This is a genomic window from Streptomyces sp. CB01881 (assembly GCF_002953255.1).
Classification (GTDB): domain Bacteria; phylum Actinomycetota; class Actinomycetes; order Streptomycetales; family Streptomycetaceae; genus Kitasatospora.
This window is the reverse complement of sequence record NZ_CP026498.1, coordinates 10,261,689-10,288,510: the sequence shown is the minus strand read 5'-3', so window position 1 is coordinate 10,288,510 and position 26,822 is coordinate 10,261,689. Positions and strand designations below refer to the sequence as shown.

The 26,822-nt window shown below is 75.6% G+C and carries 20 protein-coding genes; 1 reads left to right on the top strand and 19 read right to left on the bottom strand.

The annotated features are described in order from the left end of the window. Nucleotides 1-107: 107 nt before the first annotated feature. The 19 genes from C2142_RS34255 to C2142_RS34165 form a co-directional block, all read right to left on the bottom strand. Entirely contained in the window at nt 108-1,472 is a 1,365-nt protein-coding gene (locus tag C2142_RS34255) for a DUF6519 domain-containing protein (protein ID WP_148646765.1), read from the bottom strand. A gap of 95 nt (nt 1,473-1,567) precedes the next feature. Next, nucleotides 1,568-3,346 (bottom strand): hypothetical protein, encoded by a 1,779-nt coding sequence (locus C2142_RS34250; protein WP_148646764.1) that lies wholly within the window; start codon nt 3,344-3,346, stop codon nt 1,568-1,570. A 951-nt stretch (nt 3,347-4,297) separates the two neighbouring features. Further along, on the bottom strand, nt 4,298-7,168 hold the full coding sequence (locus C2142_RS34245) for a putative baseplate assembly protein (protein WP_148646763.1): 2,871 nt from the start codon (nt 7,166-7,168) through the stop codon (nt 4,298-4,300). A 52-nt stretch (nt 7,169-7,220) separates the two neighbouring features. Further along, nucleotides 7,221-9,881, bottom strand: a complete 2,661-nt coding sequence (locus tag C2142_RS34240; protein ID WP_148646762.1) for a putative baseplate assembly protein — start codon at nt 9,879-9,881, stop codon at nt 7,221-7,223. Continuing rightward, entirely contained in the window at nt 9,878-10,267 is a 390-nt protein-coding gene (locus tag C2142_RS34235) for a GPW/gp25 family protein (RefSeq protein ID WP_148646761.1), read from the bottom strand. The genes C2142_RS34240 and C2142_RS34235 overlap by 4 nt, the downstream gene beginning before the upstream one ends. Then, nucleotides 10,264-10,587 (bottom strand): hypothetical protein, encoded by a 324-nt coding sequence (locus C2142_RS34230; RefSeq protein WP_148646760.1) that lies wholly within the window; start codon nt 10,585-10,587, stop codon nt 10,264-10,266. The genes C2142_RS34235 and C2142_RS34230 overlap by 4 nt, the downstream gene beginning before the upstream one ends. 24 nt (nt 10,588-10,611) lie before the next feature. After that, on the bottom strand, nt 10,612-11,184 hold the full coding sequence (locus tag C2142_RS34225; RefSeq protein ID WP_241002943.1) for a phage baseplate assembly protein V: 573 nt from the start codon (nt 11,182-11,184) through the stop codon (nt 10,612-10,614). Next, nucleotides 11,181-12,317 (bottom strand): hypothetical protein, encoded by a 1,137-nt coding sequence (locus C2142_RS34220; RefSeq protein ID WP_148646759.1) that lies wholly within the window; start codon nt 12,315-12,317, stop codon nt 11,181-11,183. Before C2142_RS34220 ends, C2142_RS34225 begins: the two co-directional genes overlap by 4 nt. Beyond that, on the bottom strand, nt 12,310-12,756 hold the full coding sequence (locus C2142_RS34215; protein ID WP_241002942.1) for a hypothetical protein: 447 nt from the start codon (nt 12,754-12,756) through the stop codon (nt 12,310-12,312). Before C2142_RS34215 ends, C2142_RS34220 begins: the two co-directional genes overlap by 8 nt. Then, nucleotides 12,753-13,412, bottom strand: coding sequence for a hypothetical protein (locus C2142_RS34210; protein WP_148646758.1), 660 nt, complete (start codon nt 13,410-13,412; stop codon nt 12,753-12,755). Before C2142_RS34210 ends, C2142_RS34215 begins: the two co-directional genes overlap by 4 nt. Beyond that, a complete protein-coding gene (locus C2142_RS34205; RefSeq protein ID WP_148646757.1) occupies nt 13,409-13,717 on the bottom strand; it encodes a hypothetical protein in 309 nt (102 codons plus the stop codon). The genes C2142_RS34210 and C2142_RS34205 overlap by 4 nt, the downstream gene beginning before the upstream one ends. Beyond that, a complete protein-coding gene (locus C2142_RS40815) occupies nt 13,708-15,936 on the bottom strand; it encodes an AAA family ATPase (RefSeq protein ID WP_153882843.1) in 2,229 nt (742 codons plus the stop codon). The genes C2142_RS34205 and C2142_RS40815 overlap by 10 nt, the downstream gene beginning before the upstream one ends. Nucleotides 15,937-16,511: 575 nt before the next feature. Next, entirely contained in the window at nt 16,512-17,741 is a 1,230-nt protein-coding gene (locus tag C2142_RS34195) for a DUF4255 domain-containing protein (RefSeq protein WP_162002628.1), read from the bottom strand. Between the two features lie 208 nt (nt 17,742-17,949). Continuing rightward, complete coding sequence (locus tag C2142_RS34190; protein WP_162002627.1) at nt 17,950-18,237, bottom strand: hypothetical protein; 288 nt, start codon at nt 18,235-18,237, stop codon at nt 17,950-17,952. Nucleotides 18,238-18,902: 665 nt separating this feature from the next. After that, nucleotides 18,903-19,616: a hypothetical protein gene (locus C2142_RS34185; RefSeq protein WP_148646753.1), complete on the bottom strand. Its 714-nt coding sequence runs from the start codon at nt 19,614-19,616 to the stop codon at nt 18,903-18,905. A 73-nt stretch (nt 19,617-19,689) separates the two neighbouring features. Beyond that, nucleotides 19,690-20,196 (bottom strand): phage tail protein, encoded by a 507-nt coding sequence (locus C2142_RS34180; protein ID WP_148646752.1) that lies wholly within the window; start codon nt 20,194-20,196, stop codon nt 19,690-19,692. 33 nt (nt 20,197-20,229) lie between these two features. Continuing rightward, a complete protein-coding gene (locus tag C2142_RS40810; RefSeq protein WP_148646751.1) occupies nt 20,230-22,311 on the bottom strand; it encodes a phage tail sheath C-terminal domain-containing protein in 2,082 nt (693 codons plus the stop codon). Nucleotides 22,312-22,344: 33 nt separating this feature from the next. Beyond that, nucleotides 22,345-23,985: a phage tail sheath C-terminal domain-containing protein gene (locus tag C2142_RS34170; protein ID WP_148646750.1), complete on the bottom strand. Its 1,641-nt coding sequence runs from the start codon at nt 23,983-23,985 to the stop codon at nt 22,345-22,347. A gap of 294 nt (nt 23,986-24,279) precedes the next feature. After that, nucleotides 24,280-25,281, bottom strand: coding sequence for a BTAD domain-containing putative transcriptional regulator (locus C2142_RS34165; RefSeq protein WP_148646749.1), 1,002 nt, complete (start codon nt 25,279-25,281; stop codon nt 24,280-24,282). A gap of 248 nt (nt 25,282-25,529) precedes the next feature. Here C2142_RS34165 and C2142_RS34160 point away from each other — a divergent pair, with 248 nt between their 5' ends. Continuing rightward, a complete protein-coding gene (locus C2142_RS34160) occupies nt 25,530-26,669 on the top strand; it encodes a TIGR03617 family F420-dependent LLM class oxidoreductase (RefSeq protein ID WP_241002941.1) in 1,140 nt (379 codons plus the stop codon). Nucleotides 26,670-26,822 lie beyond the last annotated feature (153 nt).

Below are 26,822 nucleotides of genomic sequence, written 5' to 3'. Positions count from 1 at the left end.
GGAACGGCCGGCTCTTCGGGTTGTCCGGTTGGAACGGCGGGTTCTTCGGGTCGCGGCGGCGGACCGGTCGCGGCGGCGGGCCCGTCCGGCCGGGGGCCGACGACGGCTCACTGCACCCGGACGGGATGGAAGCCGGTGCGCAGGTCGGCGGTGACGGCCGCGGGCTGGCCGGGGACGAGGGAGAGCAGGGCCAGCGGGGCGTAGAAGTGCTCGACGCCTTGCGGGGGGAGGTCCGCGGGGCCGCCGGACGGGTCGGCGGGCCAGGTGATGTCACCGGTGGCGGTACGGGCGGGGAAGGTCCAGTAGTCGCCGGTGCGGTAGTGGACATCGGCGGTGTCCGGCGGCTGGAAGCGGATCTGGATGCCGTCTTCCAGGGTGAACCAGCCGACGGGGTCCTGCGCGGTCAGGAGCAGCGCGCCGTCGGCGGCGCGGCGGGGCAGGTCTCCCCCGCCGTCGACGTCGGGGTGGTCCCAGCGGCGGAGCAGGGGGTGACGGTCGGCCTCGATGGTCCCGGCGTCGGTGTCGAGGACGACGGTGTAGTCGTCGCCCTCGTCGTCGATGTCCTTGACCCGGGCGAGGGTGCCGGGCCGGCCGAGCAGGGTGCTCCGGTCGTCGACCACCTCGACCAGGGTGCCGACGGGCAGCGCGGTGCGCCGGTCCCGCGGCGGGTCGCGCAGGACGGCCGCCGTCCCGTTGAGCCGCAGCAGGGGGTGGACGACCGAGCCGTTGTCCCTGGACCAGGTGAAGGTGGGGCCGCCCTCCTCACCGGAACCGCGGTGGATCTGGACGCGGTAGAGCTGGTTCTCGGGGCCGAGGTAACCGGCCGCCGGATCGGCGACGCAGGGCTCCAGCGGACCCTTGCCCCGCCGGGCCCGGGCCGCGAGCAGCCCGCGCCCGGCGGGCTGGAGGAAGGCCTCCCAGGCGTCCCAGTGGTTGCGGATGTCGTCCTTGTCGAACTGGCGGCCGGGCGGGGCCGTGTCCGTCAGCCGGACCTGCCAGACCAGGCGGGTGCGGGTGCAGGTGTCGGGGCCGCCGAGTGCGACCTCGCGGATGGAGTCGTCCTCGGCGGCGGAGAGGTGGCGCTCCCAGACGTCGAGGTAGGCGAGCCAGGTGCCGGTCACCGGGATGGCCGGACCGGGGAGGTCCGGCTGACCGGTGTAGAGCAGGCCGTCCGTGTCGTTCTCGCAGGCCCGGCCGCGCACCCAGTAGCGGCCCTGGCCGATCCTGAAGACCCCGGCCTCCTGCCCGGCCGGGGGCGCATCGATCCGGAAGCCGGGCCCGATCCCGCCCGTGCGGGGGGACGGCGTGCCGTACGGGCCGATGACGTCCTCGGCGAGGGCTTGGAGGTGGTGCAACAGGATGGCGACCTGCTCGTTGCCGTCGGCCGGCAGGGTCACCCGGCCCTGCTGCTGGATCACCCGCAGGAAGTGCTTGCCCTGATCGAAGCTGAACCGCTCGACGTCGGCGTGCATGCTGGTCCTCACCTGTTCGTGTGCTGGTCGCGGTGGTCGGTCGTCGGGCGGGGTGGTCGGTCGTCGGGCGCGGTGGTCGGTCGTCGGGCGGGGTGTCAGTCCACGGGGACGACTCCGGTGTCCATGCCCGCCGGGGTGTACTCGGCCGCCCGGGCGCGCAGGGTGGTCAGCCGCTGGGGCAGGAAGAGGTCGTGGAAGGCGCCGAGTTCGGAGCCGTCGTCCGCGCCCGTGCGGATCTCGTCCGGGCAGTCGGGGGCGAGCTGGGCGTACCCCGCGTCGGGGTGGCGGACGGAGGTGAACCGGGGGCGGAGCCTGCGTTCGACGGCGGCGGCCAAGTCGGGTGACGGCGCGTCGCCGAGGGCCGCCAGGGCGGTGTCCGGCTGGCAGTGGAAACGGCGCGGCGTGCGGGAGCCGGTGGGCACCCAGCAGAACCGCAGACAGCCGGTCGAGCGCCGGGCGGCCAGGACCTCACCGAGGAAGACCGTGTTCTCGCCGTGCTCGATCGCGTGCACCTGGAGGCTGCCCAGGACGGTCGTCCGGGCGACCTCCAGGACCGCCGGGGCCACGCCGGGGCCTCCCCCGCCGACGGCTTCGAGATCCGGGTGGGTGGCGTCGACGATGCTGTCGTTCACGGCCAGCCGCAGCGGTGCACCGCCCCGCGCGGCGGCCTCGATCCGGACCGGCCCCACGATCGAGTGGCTGATCTCCACCTCGGCGCCGGGCAGGGCGGCCAGTTCCAGTGAGGGCGGCGCCGGCCGCTCGGGGCCGCAGACGTGGTGGGGTCCCCAGCCGGGCACCAGGGTGCAGTGCCGGATGACGACGCGGGCGGGTGGGCGGCAGCCATGGGCGGTGTGGCGGGCGGCCCCGGGGGTCGGGGCGCGGTCGTCCCCGCCCTGGCTGTCGTCGCCGTTGCGGACCCCGCCCTGCAAGGCCTCGCCGTTGCGGGCCCCGCCCTGCAAATCGTCATCGTTGCGGGCCTCATCGCCCGGCTCCGGGGCGGCGTCCACGGGTGCGCCGGAGAGGTGGACGGCCCGGCCGCCGATCACCAGGCCGTCCAGGATGAGCCGGCTGCCGCCGGAGAGGGCGACGGCGAGCGCGTCGGGGCCGTCCGCCCGGCGGTCGGCGAGCCAGAGCACCGGGCGGGTGCGCTCGGCGGCCCGGACGAGCAGGGTCTGCCAGGGCCTCAGTGTGAGGTCGGCGGTGACGCCGAGCACCTCGCTGCCGGTGATCTCGATGACGGCGTAGCGGGGACGGTCGTGCTCCCAGCCGTGCAGCGCCCGCCGGAACTCGGCGGCGGAGCGCACCGCCCGGTACCAGCGGGCGGGCCTGATCCAGTCCGGCCAGAGCGTCTCCAGGTACTGCCGGTTCGCGACCAGCAGCGGAACCCCCGCCGGGACCGGCCGGCCGGGCCGGGCGAGCGCGTAGAGGTCCTCGTCCAGGAGCGCCGCGTCGAGCGCCTCGACCAGTTCGTCGTCGGTGCCGCCGCCGGGGCCGGGCGCGCCGCCCGGCCAGTGCCGCAGGACCAGCGCCGCGGCCGGCCCCGGCCCGGTCAGGACGGCGTGGCGCAGGGCGTCGGGGTCGGTCAGGTCCTCCGCCCGGCAGCGATGGGTGTCGGCCTCCGGGGGCTCGGGCATCGGGCGCCGGTACTCGCCGCCGCCCAGGTCGGCGCCGAAGCCGTAGTGGTAGCTCACCCGGACCCGCTGCGGCGGGTTGCGGCGCGGGAACAGCATCCGGCCGAGCACCGGGTCCACCGCGACGGTGCCGGGCAGCGGACGGTAGGACTCCCAGTCGCTCAGGTCGGCCGGGACCACCCGCTCGGCGGGGACGGGGGTGCCCTGCCCGCGGGCGGGCCAGCCGGGCGCGTGGATCACCATCGAGCGCCCCTCGCCGTAGTACAGCGGGGAGGCGTAGTACAGCGGGGAGGCGTGGGACGGCGGGGTGGGACGGCGGGGAGGCGTGGGACGGCGGGGACGACAGGGACGCGTGCTGCGGCGGGGACGACAGGGGCGCGTGCTGCGGCGGGGATGCGGCACCGGGCACGGCGAACGCACGGCGGCCGATCGGCGCGGGCACGTCGGCGGGTCCCTGCGGATGGAGCCCGCGGTCGCCGTCCGCGCCCCGGCCGAACATCTGGACGTCGAAGCCCATCGGGTCGAAGGTGAACGCCCACCGCCCGACCCGTTCGACCTGCCCGGCCCGGGTGCCGGTCACCGGGTAGGCGTGCAGCCGCCAGACGAAGAGGCCGACGTCCGGGATGTTGTGCAGGCCGCTCGTGCGGTGCGAGCCGGGCCGGCGGACGTCGACGGTGTGCGCCTCCTCGTCGAACGGCCCCCCGAGCCGGCCGAGCAGTTCGCCGTCGCGCAGGTCGGCGGTGCCGGCCCGGCCCGGCCGGAGGTGGTTCAGCTTCTGGTACCGGGCGAGCAGCCGGAATCCCTCGACGGCGTGCCCGGGGAGTCCGGCGACGTCCCGGGCGAGGTCTTCGAGCAGTGCTCTGGTGCCCTTGCGGCGCCGGTGGCGCAGGGTGTTGGCGACGTCCTGGCGGGGCGCGAGCGCCGAGCGGCGGGCCAGGTCGCGGCCGGCCGTCGCGGCGGCCGTCCAGCCGGCGTCGGGTACGGGCGACCAGCCCACCAGGTCGGCGAGGTAGGGCACCACCCAGTCCTCGGCGGTCTCCACGAACCAGTTGTCGTAGCCGCGCGTGATGTCGTCCTCGACCACCTGGAGCTGCTCGGTGATGACCCGCAGCAGGTCGCGCAGGGGGTTCCCGGCCTCCGCGTCGCGCATCCGGTGGACCAGCGGGAGCAGGTCGAAGAGCCGGTCGGGCTGCGTCATGCGACGCCCTCCCTGAGATCGAGGAATTCGGGCAACTCGGCCGCTGTGCAGAGGTGTTGGGCCGCCGCGAGGCCGTCGTCGGTACGGCGGGCGCCGAGGGCGGGCAGCCACGGGCCCGGGTGCTGCCCCGGCGGCGGCTCCGCTCCCTTCGGTACCGACGTCAGCGCGAGGCCGCGCACCGAGTGCACGCCCGGCACGGACTGCAGGAGCGCCACCACCTCGGAGCCCGGCACACTCTGGGCCAGGTCGCGGCGGACCGGCCCGAAGGCGTCCAGCAGGGCCGCCCTGAGCACGGGCTCCACCGCCGCCCACTGCCGGTCGGGGAGCAGCCGGACCTCCGCGCCGACGGAGAGCACCAGCCGCTCGGCCGGCAGCACCCGGATCCGGACGGCCGGGTCGCCGAAGCGGCGCAGCGCGGTGCGCAGGTTCCGGACGACGTCGGACTCGCGGGACAGCAGGGCGCCGTCCGCGCCCGCGACGGTGACCACGACGACGCCGCCGCGGCCGTCCGAGAGCCGGTCCGCGGTGGCCTTGCCGACCCCGGCGAAGGCCCGGGCGAAGTCGGCGTAGTCCGGCAGGGAGACCAGTCGGTCCAGGGTTTTCAGCGGCAGCGGCGCGCCGGTCCGTGCCTGGTCGGGGCGTTCGGGGTCGGTGCCGCCGGTGGCGGGCAGCGGGTTGACGACCTCGCGGACGGACAGCGGCTTGGCGGCGAGCAGGGTGATCCGGCCGGCGTCGGTGTTGCCGGCCGTGCCGGTCCCGGTCCGGTAGCGGGCCCTGATGTTCTCGCTGCCGGTGGCCGGCCGGTGTCCCGAGGTGCCGTCGGGGAACGTGACGGTGGTGGTTCCGGTCTCGTCGGTGCTGGTGACGTAGCCGCGGTCGTCCGGTCCGAGGCCGGCGAACCACGGGCGCTCGGGCCAGCGGACGGCGTCGACGGTGACGTCGAGGGTGCTCGCGACGCCGGTGGGGGTGGGCGCGGAGACGTAGGTCAGCGGCGCGCCGTGCAGGGGGAAGGTCTGGTGCGCGGCGGAGGCGTCGCCGCTGCCCAGGACGTCGACGCGGGTCTCGCCGTGGGTGGCGTGGACGACGTTGCCGTACACGGTGACGGTGTCGCGCTTGTAGCTGTGTACCAACGGGGCTTCGAGGATCAGGAAGCTGTGGTTGTGCTCGCCCGGCACCACGGTGGCGGCGTCGGTGGTGGCAGGGGCGGCCGTAGCCGCGTCGGCGGTGGCGGGGGCGGCGGGCCCGGCCGTCGCCGGCCTGGCCGTCGCAGGCTCCCGGGTGGGGACGGGGCGGGTGACCGTGCCCTGGCGGACCTCGGCGACCTTGACGAGTTCGGCGGCGGTGACACCGGCGACGCCGGGAAGGTCGGCGCGCTCCCCGGAGACCACCAGCAGCCGCCCGGACTCCAGCCCGTCGAGTACGCCGTCGAGTTCGAGCACCGCGCCCCGCACCGGCTCGGTGATGGGGAGTTCGGCGAGAGCCAGGGGTTCGGGGGCGGCGTGGACGGTGATCCGGCGCAGTTCGTCCATGCTCCCCGGCGCCTCCCAGACCGGCTTCCCGCCGAGGTCGATCCTGGTGGTCCGGTTGGAGAGCCCGTACTCCGCCCGGGAGACCGGTGCCGCGGTGAGGGGGTGCCCGCGGCGGTCGCCGATGATGCGGAAGTGCTCGGACACTGCCCGCGCCGGCCCGCGCCCGCCCGTCGGCGCATCGTTGGCGGCGGGGTCGGCCGCCAGGGCGATCACCGCGACGGTGCCGCTGCGGATGGACGGGTACGGGTTGTCGAGGTAGATGGCCGCCTCGCCCTCCGCCACCGTCCAGTCGGGCCACTGCTCCATCGGCAGCGGCCTTCCGTCCTCGCCGAACGCGGGCTTGCGGCCGGCGTTGTGGCCGAACAGCGGCGCGGCCACCCGCAGGGCGTAGACCTGCACGGTCGGCCGTCCGCTGACGGTGGCACCCGCCCATGCGCTGTGGAGCAGCCCGGACAGCCCGGGATGGAGCAGCTCCTCACGCCTGAGCCGGGCGTCGGCCGCCGAGGCGTCGGGGACGGGGACGTCGGGCGCCGGCTCCGACGGCGGGGCGGTCAGCAGGTCGATCAGCCCGCCCAGGCCGTCGACCTGCTCCCACTCCGGGGGGTCCTCCGGCCGGCCCCCGGCGAGCAGGACCCTGGTCCGCTGGTGTTCGAGGTCCTCCTCGACCCCGTCGACCGACCGCACGAAGTGCCTGACCCGGCCGGGAAGTCCGATCCCGATGAGCAGCAGGTCGTTCGGCCGCAGCCGGGTGGCGGTGCCGGCGAGCCAGAGCGCCGGCAGCCGGTGGACGTCGGCGGCGGTGACCGGCTGCGGCCGGGTCATCCGGACCGGCAGCCGGTTGGCGTCCGCCAGTGCGGGCAGCGGTGCGCCGGTCTCGTAGGCCTGGGCCAGCTCACCCGGGCCGGGCAGGCTCTGCGCCCTGGTCCCGGCCGGGATCACTTCGCGGTGGCCTGCCTCCAGGGTGAAGGCGAGGTGGGTGCCGGCGGCGACGCCGGGGCGGGCGCGGTAGCCGACGAGTGCGGTCAGCTCGTGCACCGAGCGGGCCTCGGTCGCGGTCCGCTGGTAGCCCTCGTTGCCGATGCGCTCCTGGTAGAAGGTCAGCACGTCGCAGACGGCCGCGGCGGCGTCGCAGAGCGCGATCGCCGGGTCGCCCGGGTCGCGGGTGGTGAGCCCGGCGAGGCCGGGCAGGTCGGCGGCCGGGAGCCGGCCGAGCATGGCGGCCAGGAAGGTGGCGTGGGTGCCCGTGCGCAGCCGCAGCGCGGCCTGCCCGGGCGGGTTGGCCACGGACGGGGGTGCTGCCGCGCCGCCGGCGCAGCAGCCACAGGTACAGGTACTCATGCGCACTCCTCTCCGGGCCCGGCCTCGGCGCACCCCGTGGTGGTCCGCCGGTTCACCGGCCGCCTCCCGCGACGGCGGTGAACCGGCCGCTGCGCGGCCGGGTGTTGTCCACGACGACGACCTCGTGCGGGCCGACCGCGAGGACGCCCCGGGCGAGGGCGCCCTGGTCCGGCTCGCCCTGCCGGAGCAGCCGGGTGACCTCGGCGGAGGCGACCCCGGGCACCGCCTGGGCGGCGGCGAGGACCCGGCTGACGTGGACGCCGTCGCCGAAGCCCCACCGGTCCGGGTGGAAGAAGGCGGGCCGGGCGTCCGGCAGGACGTCGGCCGAGAACTCCTCGCGCAGGGCCTGCGCGACCTGCGCCCGGACGTGGAAGGGCTGGACGCAGACGGTGAGTTCGATCTCGACGGGCACCTCGGTGGCCGGGGTGACCCGCAGCTCGTGGCCGAGCCGGCGGGCCCGTTCCAGGGCCTCGGTGGCCTCGTGCACGGTGCAGGCCACGTCGTCGCAGCCCGGGGGCGCTCCGCACGCGCAGTCCGCCGGACCGCCGCCGGCGCGCGGGTCGAGCGTGACGTCGGCCTCGTACCAGCTGCCCGTCCAGACCAGCTCGGCGGCCGCGCCCTGGAGCCGGTCGCCGCCCGCCCGCCGGGCCAGCTCGGCGTAGTCGTCGGCGATGACGGCCCGTTCGCGGGTGGCGCGGAAGGCGACCGGGATGGCCGCCCGGGCCTCGGCCGGCGTTTCGGGAGCGGCGCCGCCGACCGCGGGCAGCGGGTTCCGGGGCCGGGTGACGATGTCCTGCCCGCCCGTGCCGGGACGCAGCGCCAGGTGCACGATCGTCTCCGCCCCGACGTTGCCCTCCGGTCCGCCGCCCACCCGGTAACGGGCGGTGAAGGAGCTGCCGGGCCCGGGCCGGCGGCCGGTGCGGTCGTCGCCGAAGCGCAGCCAGGAGACCCGCTCGTCGTCCGTCTCGACGGCGAACACCCGGTCGTCCGGCCCTGCCGCGAGGAGGTCGGGCACCGGCTGCCAGCCGGGCTGCCCGGCGGTCTCGGTGAGCGCGACCGCGGGCACCGCGCGGCGCGGGTCGCGGCGCAGCAGCTCGGCGGCGGTGGCCGGGCAGCCGCAGCCGGACGGGCCGGGCAGCGGTTCGGCGTGGGTGACGCCCGGCCGTCCGAGCCGGGGGCGGAAGCGGGCCGGGGCCGGCGGCTCCTCGGCCGGGCGGCACTCCCCCGCGCAGCGCGGGGGTTCGGTCGTGCCCGGCACCGGGCCGAGCGGCTCCTCCGTCCAGGTGCCGTGGTCGACCAGGAGGACGTTGCCGCGGGCGACGCTGACGTCGCCCAGCGGGCGGCAGTCCGGGGCGGGCCCGAGGGCGGAGACGCAGAGCGGGAACGGCAGGGCGTCCGCCGTGGACCAGCCCGCCTCCAGCAGCGGGGTGTCGAGCACCTCGTCGTGCGCGCGCCGCACCCAGGCGAGCCGGACGACGTGCCGGTGGGCCGGGTCGGCATCGCCCGGGCGGCCGGTGCGGGGCCCGAGGACCTCCTCCAGTACCAGGAGGTCCCCGGCGGCCAGGCGCAGCGGGCCGGCCGGGGTCCGGTCGACCAGGGTCACGGAGGTTGCGCCGGCCGGCAGGCAGCACTGGCCGTCGCCCCAGTCGTGGATGCGGATCAGACCGTGCCCGGGGAAGAGCCGCAGCGGGGCGGCGGGGTCGGCGGCCAGTGGTTCGAAGACGTGGCCGCCGTCGAGGGCCTGCGGGGGCAGGTCCTCCCAGCGCAGCGGGAGGCCGGGGGGCGGGGCCCCCGGGTAGCCGGTGAGCAGGGCGACCTGGTCGGCACGCCAGGGCGGGGAGGGCTCGCGTCCGACCTCGACGGTGACGAAGGCCCGTGCGTTGCAGCCCTCGTGCAGCCGGTAGTCGACCAGCCGGGCGTGGCGGCGCACCGAGATGCGGCGCCGGGCGGTGCCCAGGTAGGCCTCGGTGGCGACGGCGTCCTGGTAGTAGCTGAGCCGGTCGGCGGCGTAGGCGATCAGCTCGGCCAGGGTGACGCCGAGGTCGGGGACGTGGCGCTCCCGCCAGCCCGGGACGAGCAACCCGAGCCGGTCGAGCACGAGGCGGCGGAAGGAGGCGTAGTCCTTGGCCAGGTAGTCGAGCGCGGCGGGGGTCACCGGGACGGGCGGGCAGGCGGGCCCGGCGGGGCAGTCGGCCTCGGCGGCGCGGCCCGCGCAGAAGCCGAACGGCGCGCGGTGGTGGCGGAGGTCGAAGCCGTGCCGGGGCTGTCGGCCGGGGTGGCCGTGCGGCCCCGGTTCGACGACGGCGAGGTGGTAGGTGGTGGTGTCGCCCGGCCGGTCGAGGGTGACCTCCAGGCAGCCGTCCTCGTCCTCCGTGTGTGGTGGCCGGGCGCGGACGCCGAGCACCCGCACCCGCCGGGCGCCCGGCTCGGCGTCGATCCGCAGGTTGGCCACCGTCAGGTTGTCCGGGACCGGGCCGAGCAGGCCGACGCAGAGCACCACCGTGCCGTCGGCGGGGTTGGGGTCCGAGACCTCGATCCCGTCGATCCCGTTGAGGCCGTGGGCGATCACCAGCTCGCGGCGGTGGTCGACGGTGCACTCCACGGCGCAGTCCGTCCCGGGCACGGTGGCCGGGTCGTTCGCGGCCGGCGCGCCGGCCGGAGCACCGGGGCCGTACGTGGCCGCGGGGCGATCGGGGACCAGGTGGCCGGTCATCGCGGGACCTCCCGGGCGAAGCGGGCCTCGGCCGCCTGCCGGGTGCGGCGCACCACGTAGCGGACCTCGACGGTGAGCACCGACTCGACGGCGGTGGCGCGCAGTTCGACCAGGTCGAGCACGTCGCCGAGCCAGCGCTGGACCGCCGCCCGGGCGGTGTACTCGACGGTGGCGGCGAGTTCGGGGCTGTTGGGGCCGAAGAGGAGCTGGTTCAGCCCGCAGCCGAAGTCCGGCCGGTTGACCCGTTCGCCGGGGGCGGTGAAGAGGAGCTGTTCGAGCAGGTCGCGGACGTGCCGGTCGTAGTCGGCGGGCCCGGCGGTGCGGCCTCGCTCGTCGAAGCGGAACGGGAACGCCACGTCGACCCGGCCGGGCGTGGGAGAGCTCATACGGCGATCACCCGCTGCTGCGCAGAGACCGGGACCAGCGGTGTCCCGCTCGGCACGGTGGTGGCCTGGCTGTCGAGGAGCAGCAGGGGCACCCCGTCGGCCTGGACCCGTAGCGATCCCGTCGACCAGGAGGCGGTCACGCAGGGGCCGTTGGCGGCGGGCGGCGGTGGCAGGGCGCAGCCGACGACGAGGGCCGGAACCGGTTGCAGCCAGACCGGCAGGCCGCCGACGCACACGCGCGGGTCGGCGCTCGGCGGGTTCGCGCGTCCGCCGTGCGGGCACTGGACGACCGCGCCCTGGTGCAGGATCGCTCCTGGCATGGGTGTCTCCCCTCCGGACCCGGGTCACTGCACGGTGAGTGCGCCGAGGTTGACGTTGACCTGCGGGCCGGTGAGCACGAGGCTGGCCCCCTGGCCGTTCTGGATGGTGATGCCCTGCTGGTTGACCGTGATCGAGGCGAGGCCGGACTTGAGGAGGATCCCGCCGGCCGCGCCGGGCGCGTCGGAGACGGAGATCGTGTTCTGGCCGACGGTCTGCAGGACGATGCTCGGGCTCGCCGGATTTCCGGCCCGGGCGAGCGCGGGCGTCTCGGCGGGGCTGCCCCAGAAGCCGCCGGTCCAGACCGGGTAGTCCGGGTCGCCCTGCTCGAACTCCACCCAGACCCCGGCGCCGATCGGCGGCAGCACGAAGACGCCGCTCTGCGGGCCGGTGACGGGGACGCAGGGCATCGCCCAGGAGGACGGGAGGACGGCGGAGACGTCCGGTACCAGGGCCTGGATCCGGCCGATCCCGAGCGGGTCGACGTTGCCGACGACGGTACCGCGGTACTTGCCGTAGAACCGGCTGCCCCCGCCCCCCGCGGAGTCGTCGGCGCCGCCGGCCGGGACGACGAGGTCGCCGTCGTCGGTCATGGTCATACCGGCACCACCGGAAGGGTCGAAACGAGTCCGTTGCGGACGAGGCTGAACTGCTGGGTGAAGGAGCCGCGTCGGAGCCGGTGGTCCACCGACCGGACGAAGTAGAGCCCGTCGAACGCCGTCCCGGCGCCCCGGACGCCGACCAGCGACCGGGGCTTGAGGACCTGCCCGTACCGCTGGACGTCCAGGCTGCCCTCGGCCTTGACCGCGTCCGCCGAGGTGGCGGCCTTCGCCATGCCGAGCAGCACGGCCTCGGCGACGCCGAGCTTGGCGGTCTCCCGGATGTAGCGGAGCCTGGTGGGCGGGGGCTGGACCAGCCCCAGTGGCGGGTTGAGCGGCGAGACGTCCGGGATCGGGACCGGGACGACCGCCTTGGTCTGCTGGTTCTGGATGAAGACCACCGGAAGCGTGGCACTCTCCGCGTCGTAACTGAAGCTGAGCGACTCGACGTTGGTCTGCACGTCCGAGTCAACGGTGAGCGCGGGCTGCGGCAGGCCGATCTTGGCCTGCGGGCCCCAGTAGGCGATGCTGGCGCCCGGGACGGGCCCGGGGATGTGGGTGAAGACGTAGCCGGAGCGGGCGGCCATCCTCCGCAGGTAGGCGAGGTCCGTGCCGTGCTGGACGGGGATCCGCTCCAGCGGGTTGGGCACGTCGGCGACCAGGCTCGGGACGACGGCCGGAACGACGCCGAGCGCGGCGTACTTGGCCAGCACCGTGAGCACCCGGGCCGCCACCGGCAGCGCCGGGAAGGGCGTCCCGGTACCGTCGATCCGCTCCATCAGCGCGGTCAGGTCCATGCCGTGGACGGTGAGCACGGACGGGCCGCCATCCGCTCCCGGTACCAGGCCGGTGGAGGTGACGACCCCGTCGATCAGCACGTCGGGCGCGCCGCCGACGGTCACCGCGACCACGACCCGGAGCACCGGCGGCAGGCCCCCGCCCACCAGCAGGAAGACCGTGGGCACCGGCGAGTTCTTCTCCAGCTCGAAGGTGAGCTCGAAGGCGCTCTGCCTGCCCGGCTCGGCCGTGCTGCGGACCGTCACCCCGGTGAGCGAGTCCAGGACGAAGCGGGGCACCGGCACCGGCACCGCGGGACCGGCCAACAGGGTGAGGTGGACCGGTCCGCTAAGCATCGGCGACCCCCGGCACGCCCTCGGGCAGCGTGATGCGCAGCCGGCGGCCGACGGTGGCCGTCAGCTCCGCCGGGTCGAGGACCCCGTTGGCGTCGCAGAGCAGCCAGGACCGCTCCGGATCGCCGAGCTCGGCCGCCGCCACGGTGTCGGGGCGCTCCCCCTCCACGACGGTGTGCTCACGCAGCAGCGCGAAGCAGTCCGGCTGCGGCACGAACCGGCGGGTGACGTAGCGCACCTGACGCCCGTCCAGCTCGGCGACGGCCAGCGGCAGCCCGGCATAGCGGCTGCCGACGGGGAAGGCGGGCGCCTCGGGCGGCTGCGGCGGGCCGACCGGTGTGCCCGGCATCGGGAAGCCGGGGGCGCCGGGCAGTTGGAAGCCAGGTGTTCCGGTCAGCGGGAAGCCGGGTGTGCCGAGCAGCGGGAAGGGGGGTGTCGTCATGTCAGCCCTCCGATGCCGAGTGCCGCGAAGCTGCCGCCGCCGGCTCGGGCGGCCAGGGCCTCCAGCCGGCGCTGGTGGGCCAGGTACAGCCCGCCGGCCCGGTGGTCGAAGCCGACGTCGTTCACCGAGAGCACCCGCATGCCCAGCTGCACCTTGGCCCGGAGCGGGTTGAGGGCCGGGTCGAAGGCCTCCTCGGTCACGGACAGCTCGGTGATCCGGACCGGCATGATCCGGCTCGGGCTCCAGACGAAGACGGTCACCGGCGCCTCCATCGGCAGGATCTCCAGCGAGCCGGCCGCGGCCGACTGGTCCGCCGCGACGAGCTGCCCCACCGTCGGGTAGACCAGCAGCTCCAGGGCGGCGAGTTGGGGGTGCACCCCGACCTGGCCGGCGTCCGGGAACCGGTCCGGGAACTCCAGCTGGTCGGCCGCGTCCAGCTCCGCCTCCACCTTGACGGTCTCCACGGGCGGGGCCTTGAAGCGGAGCGGCTGGGACCGCTGGTGCTTCTCCTCGCCGGTGTCCTGCACCTGGAAGCTGCGGGTCAGACTGTCGGGGTTGTACTGCAGCGCGATGATCCGCAGCACCGAGCCCGACCCCGGGTCGAGTTCGACGATGCCACCGCGCATCAGCCGCGGCGAGCGCGGGAATCCGGTCATGGCGCCCCTCCTGTTCCGGTGAGCCCGGCCGCCAGCGCGCGACCGGTGTGCCCGCCCAGGGCGGCGGCCGCCCCGGGGCTCAGCGCCCCGCCCGGCGGCCCCGGCACGGTCACCGTCACCGTCACCGGCCCGGTCGTCAGGGCTGCGTCGGACCCGGGCCGGCCGACGCGCCCGCCCGCCGCCAGCGCCTCGGTGAGCCGCTCGGCCAGTGCCTGCTCCAGGGCGGCCCGCAGCCGCTCGGCCGATCCCGGGGCCGGCTCCAGGCCCTCCAGAACCAGCCGCTCGATCCGCACGGTCACGTCCACGGTCCGCTCCCCTCGTCCGCCGTCTCCTCCGTCGCCGTCCCCTGTAGCGCCGCCTCCCGCGTCGCCGCCTCCCGCGTCGCCGCCTCCCGCGTCGCCGTCTCCCGTGCCGCCGCCTCCCACGTCGCTGTGCCCCACGTCGCCGCGGCCGCCGCGGCCGCCGTGCCGTCCGGTGTGCCGTCCGGCGTCCCGACCGGTGTGCCGTCCGGCGTCCCGCCCACCCTGTACGGGGACGACGCCGTGGCGACGGGCGCGGGCCCGTCCCACGCGAACTCGCGCTCGTCCACGACGAAACCGAGCTTCCGGCACTCCATCCGGACCGCGGCCAGCACCAGCGGCATGGTGGCCACCTGTTCGGGCGTGGCCGCGGCCGCGAAGGTGGCGTTGAGCGCGATGTTGTGGATGCTGCCGCCGGTCAGCCCGAACCGGGACAGCCGGGCGTGGTCGAGCTCGCAGCGCACCCCCGGGGCGAAGGCCCGCTGCCAGATCGCCTCGCGCTCCACCGGCCCCGGGAACGGGAAGTCCAGTACGAACCGGAGCCGACGGCTGAAGGCGTGGTCCAGCGCCCCCTTCATGTTGGTCGCCAGAACCGCCAGGCCGCGGTACGACTCCATGCGCTGGAGCAGGTAGTTGACCTCGATGTTGGCGTACCGGTCATGGCTGTCCCGCACCTCGCTGCGTCGGCCGAACAGCGCGTCGGCCTCGTCGAACAGGAGGATCGCGCCACCGTGCTCGGCCGCGTCGAAGAGCCGGCGCAGGTTCTTCTCGGTCTCGCCGATGTACTTGCTCACCACCGCGGAGAGATCGATCCGGTAGAGGTCGAGGGCGAGCTCGCGGGCCAGCACCTCGGCGGTCATGGTCTTGCCGGTGCCGCTCTCGCCCGCGAACAGCGCGGTGATTCCGAGGCCGCGGCTGGTCCGGCCCGCCACCCCCCAGTCCTCGTGGACCAGCGTCCGCCGGCGCACCTGGTCGCGGATCCGGTCCAGCTGCTCCGTCACCTCCTCGGGGAGGACCAGGTCCTCGCGCCGCGCCCGCAGCTCCAGCCGCTGCGCCAGCAGGTCCAGGCGCGGCCGGGACACCACGAGGCAGGCGCCCCACACCCGGTGCCTGCGCTGCTGTGCGGACTCGCCCGGCGGTCCGCCGGCGACGGAGCCCGCGACCCGGGCCAGGGCGACCGGGTCGAGGTCGAACTGGGCGGCGAGCTCGCCCGCGAGCTGCGCCCCGCCCGGCCCGAGGGCCTGCGTCCAGACCGCACGTTGCTCGGCCGTGGTGGGCCCGGCGACGTCCACCGCCAGGGCGCCGGGGCCGAGGTGCGGCCAGACCTCACGGCTGTCCAGGAACACCGGCCCCGGCAGTCGCGCCATCAGCCGGCCCGCCTCCGCGACGGCCTCGGGACCGTGGTCGCCGGCCTCGTCCCCCGCGTCCAGGTAGAGGGCCACCGGGGAGAGCAGGACCTCCCGCTCCCAGAGCCTCGCGGTCGCGCCGGCCGCCCCGGCTGCCGCGGTCGAGGCCGCGAGGGCCGGCACCGGCACCCTGAGCAGCGTCCGGCCGAACGCCGCCGCGACCTCGCGCGCCACCAGCTGCTTGCTCGGCCCGTCGGGTCCCACCAGGTTCACCACCGGCGGGCGGCCGTCGGCGGCCATCGCACGCATGCCGGCGCGCAGCGTCCGCGCCGCCTCCCGCTGGGACGGCGACGGCTCGACGGACCCGCCGCCGTCCTCCAGCGGGACGACCGTGTCCGCGAGCCGCTCGTCGAGGTGGTCCAGGCCCTTCAGGTAGTTGACCACGCGTTCGTCCGCCCGGAGTGAGCAGGCGGTCAGCCCGCCGGAGCCCTCCAGCCGGACGAGCCGCAGGCGGCGCAGCGGCCGCTCGGGCGAGAGCGCGTCCCAGGCGGGCTGGTCGAACAGGCGCAGGGCCAGGCCGAAGGTCGGTCCGGGCAGTTGGCCGCCGGCTCCGGCCGCGGCGCTCAGCCAGTCCACCACCGGATCGAGTTCACGGGCGGCCGCGAGCAGGACGACGTCCCGCTCGAACGGCGTCAGGCCGAGCAGCTCGGCGAGCTGGTCGTGGGCCGAGACCACGGCGGCGGCTGCCTCGTCCCGGGCCAGAGCCGCCTGCGCGAGCGCGCTCGCCGGGTCATCCGGGCCGGGCCGGCCGGGCGAGCCGGGCGAGCCGGATGGATCGGGCGAACCGGGCGAGCCGGACGGATCGGGCGAACCGGGCAAGCCGTCGCCGACTGCGGCCGGTGGGCCGGGAACGGCCGGGGCCTGACGGGTGTCGGCCGCCGGGTGGGCGGTCCCAGAACGGGCTGCCGTCCGGCGGGTTGCCTTCGAGTGGGCTGCCGTCGGGTGGGCTGTCTTCGCACCGGCTGTCTTCGAGCGGCGGTGGAACAGCCCCCGGGTGCGGCCTTCGGAGCCTCCCGCAGGGGCGGTAGTACCCTCGGCGGCCATTCCCGCCGCTGCCGCTTCCTCGGCCGATCCTGCCTCAGCCGCTCTTGTCTCGGTTGCTCTTGCCCCGGCCGCTCTTGTCTCGGCCGCCGTTCCCGCGCCGGTCGGGGCCGGGGCCGCCTCCGGCACCCCGCCCGGGCCGGGCACCTCCTCGGCCAGAGCCCGGAGGCGCTGGCGGAGCCAGTGCAGGGCCGCACCGAGGTACGCGTTGTTCCGCTCCTCCCAGGTCGCCGTGGAGGAACCGACCGCCACGGCGGCAACGGGCGGTGTCGTGGCACCGGGCGGTGCCGTCGAACCCGACGGTGTCGTGGAGCCCGAGGGCGTGGCGGAGCCGGTCGTTTCGGTCGTACCGGTCACGGCAGCACCACCTGTTGGACGGGATCGAACCGGGTGGGCAGGGGCTTCGCCGGGTCCGGCTCGGGCAGCGGCACGGAGTCGACCCCGTCGACCCTGAGCCGCAGCGTGACGACCGCTCCGGCCGCCCCTGTGTGCGGGAGGTCGAACGAGAGGACGGCGCCGGCCCGGACCCGCGTGTTCGGTGCGGTCTGTCGGCCGTCGGCCAACAGCAGCACCGCCTGGTCGTCGACGAGCAGCCGGTCGGACGGCACGGTGACCCGGACCGTCCCCGGCCGGCCGGCGCCCGGCAGCACGGACGGACGGCCGAGCCGGACCGCGACCGGCAACGGCAGGGCGTTGCTGGTGATCCGCGGTCCCTCCGGCGGGCCGACCGCCAGCATGAGGGTGGCGAAGCCGGCCGGGAGCGCGGCCGGGACCAACAGCAGTACGCGCTCGGCGGTGGAGCCGGGCGCCGCGTCCGCCCAGATCGGCTGCGCCAGCCGGGGGTGGGCGAACCGCGCGCGCACCGGACCGCCCGTCAACCCCGCGCCCTCGACCACGAGCCGGTCGCCGGTCCGGGACGGGACGGAGTCGTTCCCGCGCCAGGCCTCCACCGTGACCCGGTCCAGCCGGGGGCCCGCCGACGCGCCGGCCGGCACGCCCTCGTCCCGCCCCTGCTCGTCGACCGGCGCGCGCCCGCGCTTGAGGACCGGCAGCGGAGCGGCCGGCGGGTCGAGGGTGTCGATCAGGACCACGGACACCTGATAGGCCACCGAGATCCGGTAGTTGGTCTGGAAGGCCGTCCAGAGCCGGGACTGCTCGTCGGTGCCCAGGTGGACGGGCGTCAGCCGGACCCGGTCCGGCTGGAGGTGGACTCCCGCCTCGGCCAGCACGCCCTTGAGGCCGGCCCGCGCGAGGACCGCCCCGTCGTGCAGCACCTGCATGGCCTCGCCGAGCAGCTTGTGGGCGGCGATCTCGTCGTCGCCGTCGCCGTAGGCCGTCAGCAGGTACCGCAGATCGAGGGCGAGCGGGGGGTGCAGGCCGATGCCACCGCCGGCCTGGGTCGGGGGTTCGAGGTTGCGCCAGGCGGCGTTCGGCGCGACGTCGTAGAGGTAGAGGTTGAGCTGAGGGCCGTTGGCGGCGCCGGTCCTGGCCCGGTCGAGCGGGCGCGCCGTGACCGGCGAGACCGACGCGAGCCCGGCGCGCAGCGCCTGGGTGACGGCTTCGATCGCGCGTCCGGTGCTCACCCGCCCCACCTCCTCCTCGAACAGGAGCCGCGCCGACGCGCCCCCCACCGGAGCGGCGCTGGCCGGAGCAGCGCTGGCCGCAGCGGCGGCCGCAGCGGCGCGCACCGGATCGCCCCGCACCCGGTGTGGCCTCGCCGGGCCGGCCCGCGGACGGCCTTCCCGCCCCGGACGGGTTCGCGTGCGGCCTGCCGGCGGCAGGCGGGCCCGTTCATGTCCGGCTCCCGGAGCGGCGGCGCAGGTACTGCTCCAGCGTGGTGACGGCGGGCTCCTCGGTGCGCTCCCGCCGGTCGGACGCGGACGTGCTCGGAACGGCACGCACCTCGATCCGGCCGATGGAGACGTTGACCACCGGGGTCGGCGCGGGCGCGGGTGCGGGGTGGCGGCCCGCCGCCGCCCGCGCCCGGTCGGCCCAGGCACGGTCCGGTGCCCGGGTATCGCCCTCGACCCGGGAGCGGTCATCGGCCGGCAGCCCCCCGCCGGCCTCCGGCGGCCTCACCGGCTCGGTAGGCCCGTTCTCGCCCTCGCCCTGGCGGGTGGCTCCGGGCTCGGGCCGCCGGGCGGAAGGGCCGTGGTTCGCGGGCAGGCGGGGTCCACCGTGCGACCGGCGTGTCCCGCTTTCCACCCCGACCGCCTCGCCCGCCGCAGACGCCGCAGAAGCTGCTGACACCTGAACTGCTGACACCGGACCGACTTCGGGTCCGTCAGCCGGTGCCAGCCCGCCGGCCCGACTGCCGTCCGCCGTCTCGGCAACCTGTCCCGGTGGGGAGCCGGCCGGTTCGTCCCCCGGCCCCGCACCGGCTGCCAGGGCCCGCGCGGACGACGCACCACGCACCCCGCCCGGAACGGCCCCTGGGCGGACGGACGGCGCCCACTCCGCCGCGGGCCGCCCACGGCCGGCACCGGACGCCTCGGCCACCGCAGTCGGCACCGGCGCCGGACCTGTCCTCGGGCTGCCCCAACCTCCGTCCACCGACCCGGTCCGGGACGGGGATTCCCCGTCCTCGCCGGGCGTCCGGTCGTTCCGCACCGGCTCGAACCGCGAGAGCGGCCTCGGCCGTAGCCGACCCGGCTCGCCACCACCGCCGGCCCTCACGGCGAGCCGGCCCAGGAAACCGCCGGCGGCGGGCGGTGACGGCTGGGCGGGCCCGCCCGTCCGCGCGCTCACGACGTCACCAGGTCCAGGTAGCGGCGGCGCCGGAGCGCCCCGAGGGCCAGGATGTCCGACTCCCGCCAGCCGTACGCCCGTGCCAGTGTGTCCACCTCGACGAGCAGGCACTGGGCCAGCCTCTCGACCTCCGTCCAGAGGAACGCCGCGAGGTCGAAAGCGGCCCACCACTGCGTGTCGCAGGCCGGGCAGCTCAGGCCGAGCAGGGTCTCGGCGCGCGGGTCGACCGCCGCCATGGCCTCCTCCACCGCCGCCCGGACCTCCTGCGGAAGGTGCTCCGGTGGTACCGCCGCCCCGGCCCGGCGGATCTCGGCGCAACGGGCGATCAGAGCCGACTCGGCGTCGGCCAGCCCGCACACCGCGATCAGGTCGCCCAGCGTCACCGGCCGGCAGTGCACGTCGTGCCCCGCCACGGTCGTGGTCAGCTCCGCCGCGGTGTCGGGCCCGCCGTCACCGCCCAGGGCGCCCAGCGAGAAGGCGGTTTCCACCAGGCCGCCGCAGGACGGGCAGCCCGCGACCGCCTCGACACCGTCCCCGACCAGCGAGGCGCGCAGTTCGGCGAGCAGCGCGTCGCAGCGCCCGAGCGGCTCGGCGGCCAAGTCCTCGGTCCGGCAGTGCGGGAAGGCCGCGGTGAGCAGCGCGAGCGGGCGGCCGACCGGGGCCACCGCACTCGCCGACTCCCAGAGGTCGAGCAGCGCTCCGTCCGTCATGGGGCGCAGCTCGGGGACCGCCCCCCGTCGTGCGGGAACGGCCCGACGCGCGGTACCCGGCGTGATCACGGCCTCACCCCAGCTCGGTGGGTTCGGTGACCTCGGCGTCACGTTCCCAGCCCTCGTTCTCCAGCTTGAGGTGCTGGATGGCGACGGCGTTGGCGTTGGCGTCGAGGTCCGGGAGCGCCTGGTACTCGGAGACCCAGCAGCGGTAGACCTTGTAGGCGATGACGAGCTGCCCGGACTCGTTGTAGAGCTCGATGATGATGTCCTTGCGGAAGCTCTTCAGCGCGGACTCGGCTCCCACCGTTCCGTAGTTCCAGACCTTGTTGGCCCACTGTTCGAACTCCGGGTCGTGGGTGACGCCGCGTTCGAGCGTGATCGCCTCGAACTCCGTCCGGCCGGGCGACTTGCGGCTGCTGGACGGGTCGCCGCCCTCCCGGTGCCTGACCACCTCGGTGGTGCGCTTCAGGGAGCTCACCTTGCTGACTCCGAGGACGTACCGGCCGTCCCACCGCACACGGAACTTGAAGTTCTTGTAGGGGTCGAACCGCTGGGTGTTGACAGTGAACTGGGCCATGTGTCCTGCGCCTCCTGATCGTCCCCGGCCCGGTCAGGACGGGAGTTGCTCCGACAACTGCTGCACCTGCACCACCACGAACTCCGCCGGCTTCAACGGCGCGAACCCCACCCGGATGTTCACCACCCCCAGATCCCGGTCCGCCTGCGTCGTCGTCTCCGCATCACACTTCACGAAATACGCCTCCCGCGGCGAACTCCCCTGCAACGCCCCCTGCCGGAACAACTCCTGCATGAACGACCCCACGTTCAACCGAACCTGCGCCCACAACGCCTCACCATTCGGCTCGAACACCACCCACTGAGTCCCCCGGAACAAACTCTCCTCAATGAACAACGCCAACCGCCGAACCGGCAGATACTTCCACTCCGACGCCAGCACATCCGCCCCCGCCAACGTCCGCGCCCCCCACACCACCCGACCCGCCACCGGAAAAGACCGCAGACAATTCACCCCCAACGGATTCAGCAACCCGTTCTCCCCGTCCGACAACCGCACCGCCAAATCCGGCACCCCCACCAAACCCGCCTCCAACCCCGCCCCCGCCTTCCACACCCCACGCACCGCATCCGTCCGCGCCAACACCCCCGCCACCGCACCACACGGGACGAACGGCTCGGTCGCGCCGCCGCGGAACGGGTTCGGCCGACTGAGTCTCGGGAAGTAGACGGCGGCGTTCGGCCCCCGGCCGCCGAGTTGGTCGGCGGCCGCGCGGAAGCCGGTCACGGCGGCGTCGGCCGTCGTCCAGGCGGACGGCGGGTCGACCAGCAGGACCGCCCGGCGCTTGCGGCAGTAGGCGGCGGCGAGGTCGAACAGGACCGGCTCGACGTCGGAGCCGTCGGGGCGGTAGGGCGGAATGCAGAGCAGGTTGAAGAGGTCCGCCTGGTCGAGGAGGCGCTCGTACTGTCCGCGCACCGCGTCGGTGCCGGGCACGACGCCGTCGTCCCCGCCCAGCTGGCCGGCCGCCGCGGTGGCCTGGTCCCGTGCAGTCCGGAGGTCGGTCTGCCTGTCCTCGGCCGCCTTCTCCGCCTCGACCGCCTTGCCGTCCGCCGTGGCCGCTGCGGCCGTGGCCTCCGTCACCCTGGCCGCCGCATCGCCGACCCAGGTGACGGCCTTGGTCCGGATGTCCGTCACCCCGGTCACGGCGGCCTCCGCCGCGTCATCGGCCGCCTTGGCCTCGGCCTGGGCCTTCTCGGCCTCCTTGACCTTCTGCAGGTCGACGGGACTGGCCTGCTGCGCGGCGGTCAGGGCGCTGGCGGCCGTGCTGAGTCCGGCCTCGGTGCGCTGCTTCTCCTGCTTGGCGGCGGCCAGGGCGGTGTCCGCGTCCTGCCTGGCCCGGTCGGCCTCCTCCTTGGCCTGTCCGGCGGCGGCGACGGCCGAGTGCGCCGTCTGCGCCGCGGCGCCGTCCACGGCGCTGCCGTTGACGGCCTCCTTCAGCGCCGCGGCGGCCACCGTGGCCGCGGCGTCGGCCACGCCCGCGGGGTCCTGCCAGTCGGGCGTGGCACCGGCCTCGGCCGGGGCGGCCGCCGGGACGGGGCGGACCCGGGGGGTGCCCGGTACCGCGGTGAGGGGCTCGGCGCCCCAGCGCACCAGCGCGGAGTCGCGTTCGAGGACGTTCCGCACGCACCGGGGGTGGTCGGCGTAGAGCGAGACGCCGGCGTGGCGCTCGGTGGCGCCCGTGCCCGTGTCCGCGACCACCAGGTTGAAGAGCTCGCCGGCCGGGGCGCCGGTCAGGTCCACCCTGGCCCGCAGGCCGTTGCCCCAGGCCCCGGGCGAGACCGCGACCAGCTTCACGGCCCGGTCGCCCTGGCCGAAGGCCAGCCCGGCCGTTCCGCTGCCGCCCGCCGGCGGCTGGTAGATCCGGCAGATCACGGCCTGGCCGCCGCCGTTGAGGAAGAAGTCGCGCACCGCGAAGCCCAGCCGGCTGCCCTCCCACAGCCCGCCGAATTCCCTCTCGAACCCGTCGAAGCCGAGGATGGTCACCGGCGCGTCGGTGCGGCCGCGGGCGGCGCGGCCGACGAAGGCGGTGATGGACGTCGCGACCCCGGTGATGGTGTGGACGCCGCTCGGGATCTCCTCGATGTAGACGCCCGGCTGGGCGAGCTTCTCAGGCACGGCCCCTCCTGTTCCTCTGGTCGCCCGGCCCGGTCAGGACGGGAGTTGCTCCGACAACTGCTGCACCTGCACCACCACGAACTCCGCCGGCTTCAACGGCGCGAACCCCACCCGGATGTTCACCACCCCCAGATCCCGGTCCGCCTGCGTCGTCGTCTCCGCATCACACTTCACGAAATACGCCTCCCGCGGCGAACTCCCCTGCAACGCCCCCTGCCGGAACAACTCCTGCATGAACGACCCCACGTTCAACCGAACCTGCGCCCACAACGCCTCACCATTCGGCTCGAACACCACCCACTGAGTCCCCCGGAACAAACTCTCCTCAATGAACAACGCCAACCGCCGAACCGGCAGATACTTCCACTCCGACGCCAGCACATCCGCCCCCGCCAACGTCCGCGCCCCCCACACCACCCGACCCGCCACCGGAAAAGACCGCAGACAATTCACCCCCAACGGATTCAGCAACCCGTTCTCCCCGTCCGACAACCGCACCGCCAAATCCGGCACCCCCACCAAACCCGCCTCCAACCCCGCCCCCGCCTTCCACACCCCACGCACCGCATCCGTCCGCGCCAACACCCCCGCCACCGCACCACACGGCGCGAAGTCGAGGATCCGGCCGCTCTGTTCGGGATCGGCCCGGCGCAGCCGGGGGAAGTAGGCCGCAGCGTTCTCGCGCGGGCCGTCGATCGGGGCGAGCCACGTCTCGGGCTGCTGGATCGGGTACTTCCAGTCGTCCCGCGGGTCGACCAGGAGCACCGCGCGACGCTTCTTGCAGTAGGCCAGCGCGGCCGAGACCAGCCCCGGCTCGATGTCGCCGTTCTCCCGCTTGTGCGGGGGGATGCAGAGCAGGTTGAAGAGGTCCGCGTGGTCGAGGGCGTACAGGCCGGTGTGGTCGGCCTCGCCGTGCTGCGGCAAGAAGTCCGCCGCGGTCAGCGCCGCGCCGTCGCTCACGGCGGCGAGCGCGTCGTCGACGGCCTTGCGCAGGGCCTGTTCCGCGGCGTCCAGCGCGTCCTTGGTGACCGTCCCCTGCTGGTAGCCGGCCCGCGCCTTGCCGACGTCCGCCTCGGCCTTGCCCAGCCGGTCCTGGTCCGCGGACGGTGTGCCGCCGGGCAGGTTCCCGTCGACCCTGACCAGTGCGGACTGCGCCGCCAGCACGCTGGCGACGTTCCGGGCGTTCTGCCCGGTGGAGAGGTTGTGGAAGGTCTCGGTGCGCCCGCCCGGGGCCGACTCCCGGACGGTCAGGTTGAACAGCGAGTCCTTGGGCACCTTGAGCTCGTCGGCGACCTGCTGGTCGGTGTCGTCCTTGTCGACCACCGCCCGGAGAAAGACGCCCCAGGTGCCGGGGTCGACCGCGACCAGGGGCAGCCCGCCGACCGCGAACCGCACGGGCGTCGTCGTGCTGTCGGCCAGCCGGACGACGACCGCCTGACCGCCGCCGTTGGCGAAGAAGTCCTGCACGGCGTAGCCGAGGGTGCTGTCGCGCCAGAGCCCGCCGAACCGCCGGGCGAACTCCTCGAAGCCGAAGACGACGACGGGCTCGTGCACCGGCCCGCGCGACGCCCGCCCGACGAACGCGGTCACCGACGTGGCGACGCCGGTGATGGTGCGCACTCCGCTCGGGATCTCCTCGACGTACACCCCGGGATGGTTCAGCTCGGCAGCCATGACCGCCTCCTCTCGCAGCAGACGGTCGTACGGTCACAGACTTCCCGTCACCGGGGTGTCACCGAGCTGTCACCGCCGACCGCGACAGGGGTGCCGCCCCGCTCAAACCACTCGATCAGTCGATTCCGGCCGACGGAGGATGCCGGAGAGCCGAGGACATCGGGGCCCGGGGACGCCAGCGATCAGCCGGCGACAGCCCGGAACGAGCCCGGACGGTGCCGGACGAGGCAGGAAGATGCCGGACGAGCCCGGACAGTGCCGGAAGGCTGCCGGCTGCGGGCCTCCGGCGCCCGCTCAGCGGTCGGCCGCGAACGGGGCCGGCCCCGGGACGGCCTCCGCTCCCCGCTCCGCCTCACGCGCGGACCGCTCCGGCTGCCGGCCGACCCTCGGCCGGTCCACCCGAGGCCGGTCCACCCGAGGCCGGTCCACCCGAGGCTGCTCCGCCGAACGCGCCGCGGGCACGACACCCGGCATCCCGGTCCCCGCCGCGCCCGGCGGGGGCACCGCGGGCACCTGCGGCGCCGCACCCGCCTGGGACACCACGGGCGCCTGCAGCGCCGCGCCCGCCTGCCGGTGCCCCGGGTCCCCCGCGTCCTCCGCGCCGTCCAGCAGGGCCCGCAGCAGCGGCGACGGCCCCACCCCGAGCTCGCGCAGCAGGATCGCCCGGCACGCCTCGGACTGCCGCCGGGCCTCCCCGAGGTTGCCCTCCGCCAGGTGGACGGCGATCACCGCCCGGTGCGCGCTCTCCCTGATCGGATCGAGGTGCAGGACGCTCAGCGCCGCCTCCAGCGCTGCGGCGTGCCGCCCCTGCCCGAGCAACTGCGCGGACACCTCCTCCAGGGCGTGCAGCTGGAGCTGGCGCAGCCGTTCGCGCTCCACCAGCACCCAGTCCTCGTACCACCCCGGCAGCAGGTCGCCCACCAGCGGCACCGTCCGGGCGTCCAGGGGGCCGGCCGGCCCCTGCCCGTCGAGCGCCCGCCGGGCACTGCGCAGCCAGGTGCGGACGTCGACGTCGACCCCGGCGGCGAGCGACAGCTGGCCGCCGCGGCGCTCCACGATCGCCGGCCCGGTGCTCCGGACCCGCCAGAGGGTGGTCCGCAGCCGCCCGCCCGCCTGCCGCTCGGGCGCCTCCGGCCAGAGGATCCCGCCGGCCTGCCCCCGGGTGGTGGACACGCGCAGTGCCAGCAGCGCGATGAGGCGTTGGCTGTTCAGCGGCAGCACCAGCCGCTCGGACCCGGACCGCAGCTCGAACCCGTCGAACAGCCGGAGTTCCCAGCGTTCCTGCGGCTTCTCCATGGGCCCGCCCTCGCACTCGCCTCGGTCGCGGCTTCACCTGCGCTGCCGCCATCCTCCACCGGGATCCGCACCGCTCGGACACCACTTCCGCCCCCGCCGGGCGTCCCGGCCGCCGACTCAACCCTTTCGGGTGACGGCGCACACGCCGGCCGTCCCGTCCGCGCCTCCCGCGTCACGCCCGGTACCCGTACCGGCCGGGACGTGGGAGGCTACGCAGGCACCGCCCGCCCCCGCCAGGAGTACCCGCTGTGAACCGCCCGCCGAACCAGTCACCGGACCACGCGCCGACCCGCCCGACGGAGCACCCGCCCGGGCACCTGCCGGACCGCCCGCGCGCCGCCCTCGGGATCGACGCCCAGGCGTCCGGGCACCCCGCGGGCATCCTCGACGCCGCCGAGCGGGCCGAACTCCGGGGCATGGACCGGCTGGTGGTCGCCGAGACCGCCTACGACCCGTTCGTCCAGCTGGCCCGTGCCGCCGACCGGACCAGCACGATCGAGCTGGCCACCGGCATCGCGGTCGCCTTCGCCCGCACCCCGATGACGCTGGCCTACCAGGCCTGGGGCCTGCACGCGGCCTCCGGAGGGCGCGCCGTCATCGGCCTCGGCTCGCAGGTCAAGCCGCACGTCGAGAAGCGCTTCGGGATGCCCTGGGACCGCCCGGCCGCCCGGATGCGCGAGTACGTCCACGCGGTGCGGGCGATCTGGCACAGCTGGCAGACCGGTGAACGGCTGCGCTTCCGCGGTGACTTCTACACGCACACCGTGATGACCCCGGTCTTCTCCCCCGACCCGGTCCCCTCCGGCCCGCCCCGCATCCTGCTGGCCGGCGTCGGCCCGCTCATGACCCGCACCGCCGGGGCGGTGGCCGACGGGTTCCTCAGCCACCCGTTCACCTCGGTCGCCTACCTCACCGAGCAGGTGCTGCCCGGCCTGACCGAGGCCCGTGCCGACGCCGAGGCGCAGGGCGCCGCCTGGACCGACCGCCCCTTCGAGATCACCGGCAACGTGCTCACCGCCACCGGCCGGACGGAGGAGGAGCTGAACGCCAACCTGGCCGCCGTACGCGAGCGGCTGGCCTTCTACGCCTCGACGCCCGCCTACCGCCCCGTACTGGCCCAGCACGGCTGGGAGGACCTCCAGGAGCAGCTGCACCACCTGTCGGTACGGGGCCGGTGGCAGGAGATGGCCGCGCTGGTCGACGACGAGGTGCTGGACGCCTTCGCGGTCACCGGCCCGGTGGACGAGGTCGCCCGCGAGATCCACCGCCGGTACGCCGGCCTGGTCACCCGCCTCTCCGTCAGCCTCCCGGAGGACGCCGACCCGGGCCTCGGCCTGGACGTCCTCGCCGCGGTCCGCGCCCTGGACCGGCCCCGCGGGCGGGTGTGACGGCGGGGCCGACGGGGCCGGCTGTGACGGCTGTGACGGCGGGGCCGACCGCGCCGGGCATCCGCGGGTAGGGCTCCGGGAGCCGGGGGCGCCGCCGTGGCCACGGGGCCGCCGAGGAGGAGGCGACCACCGGGCCGACAGCCCGTCACCATG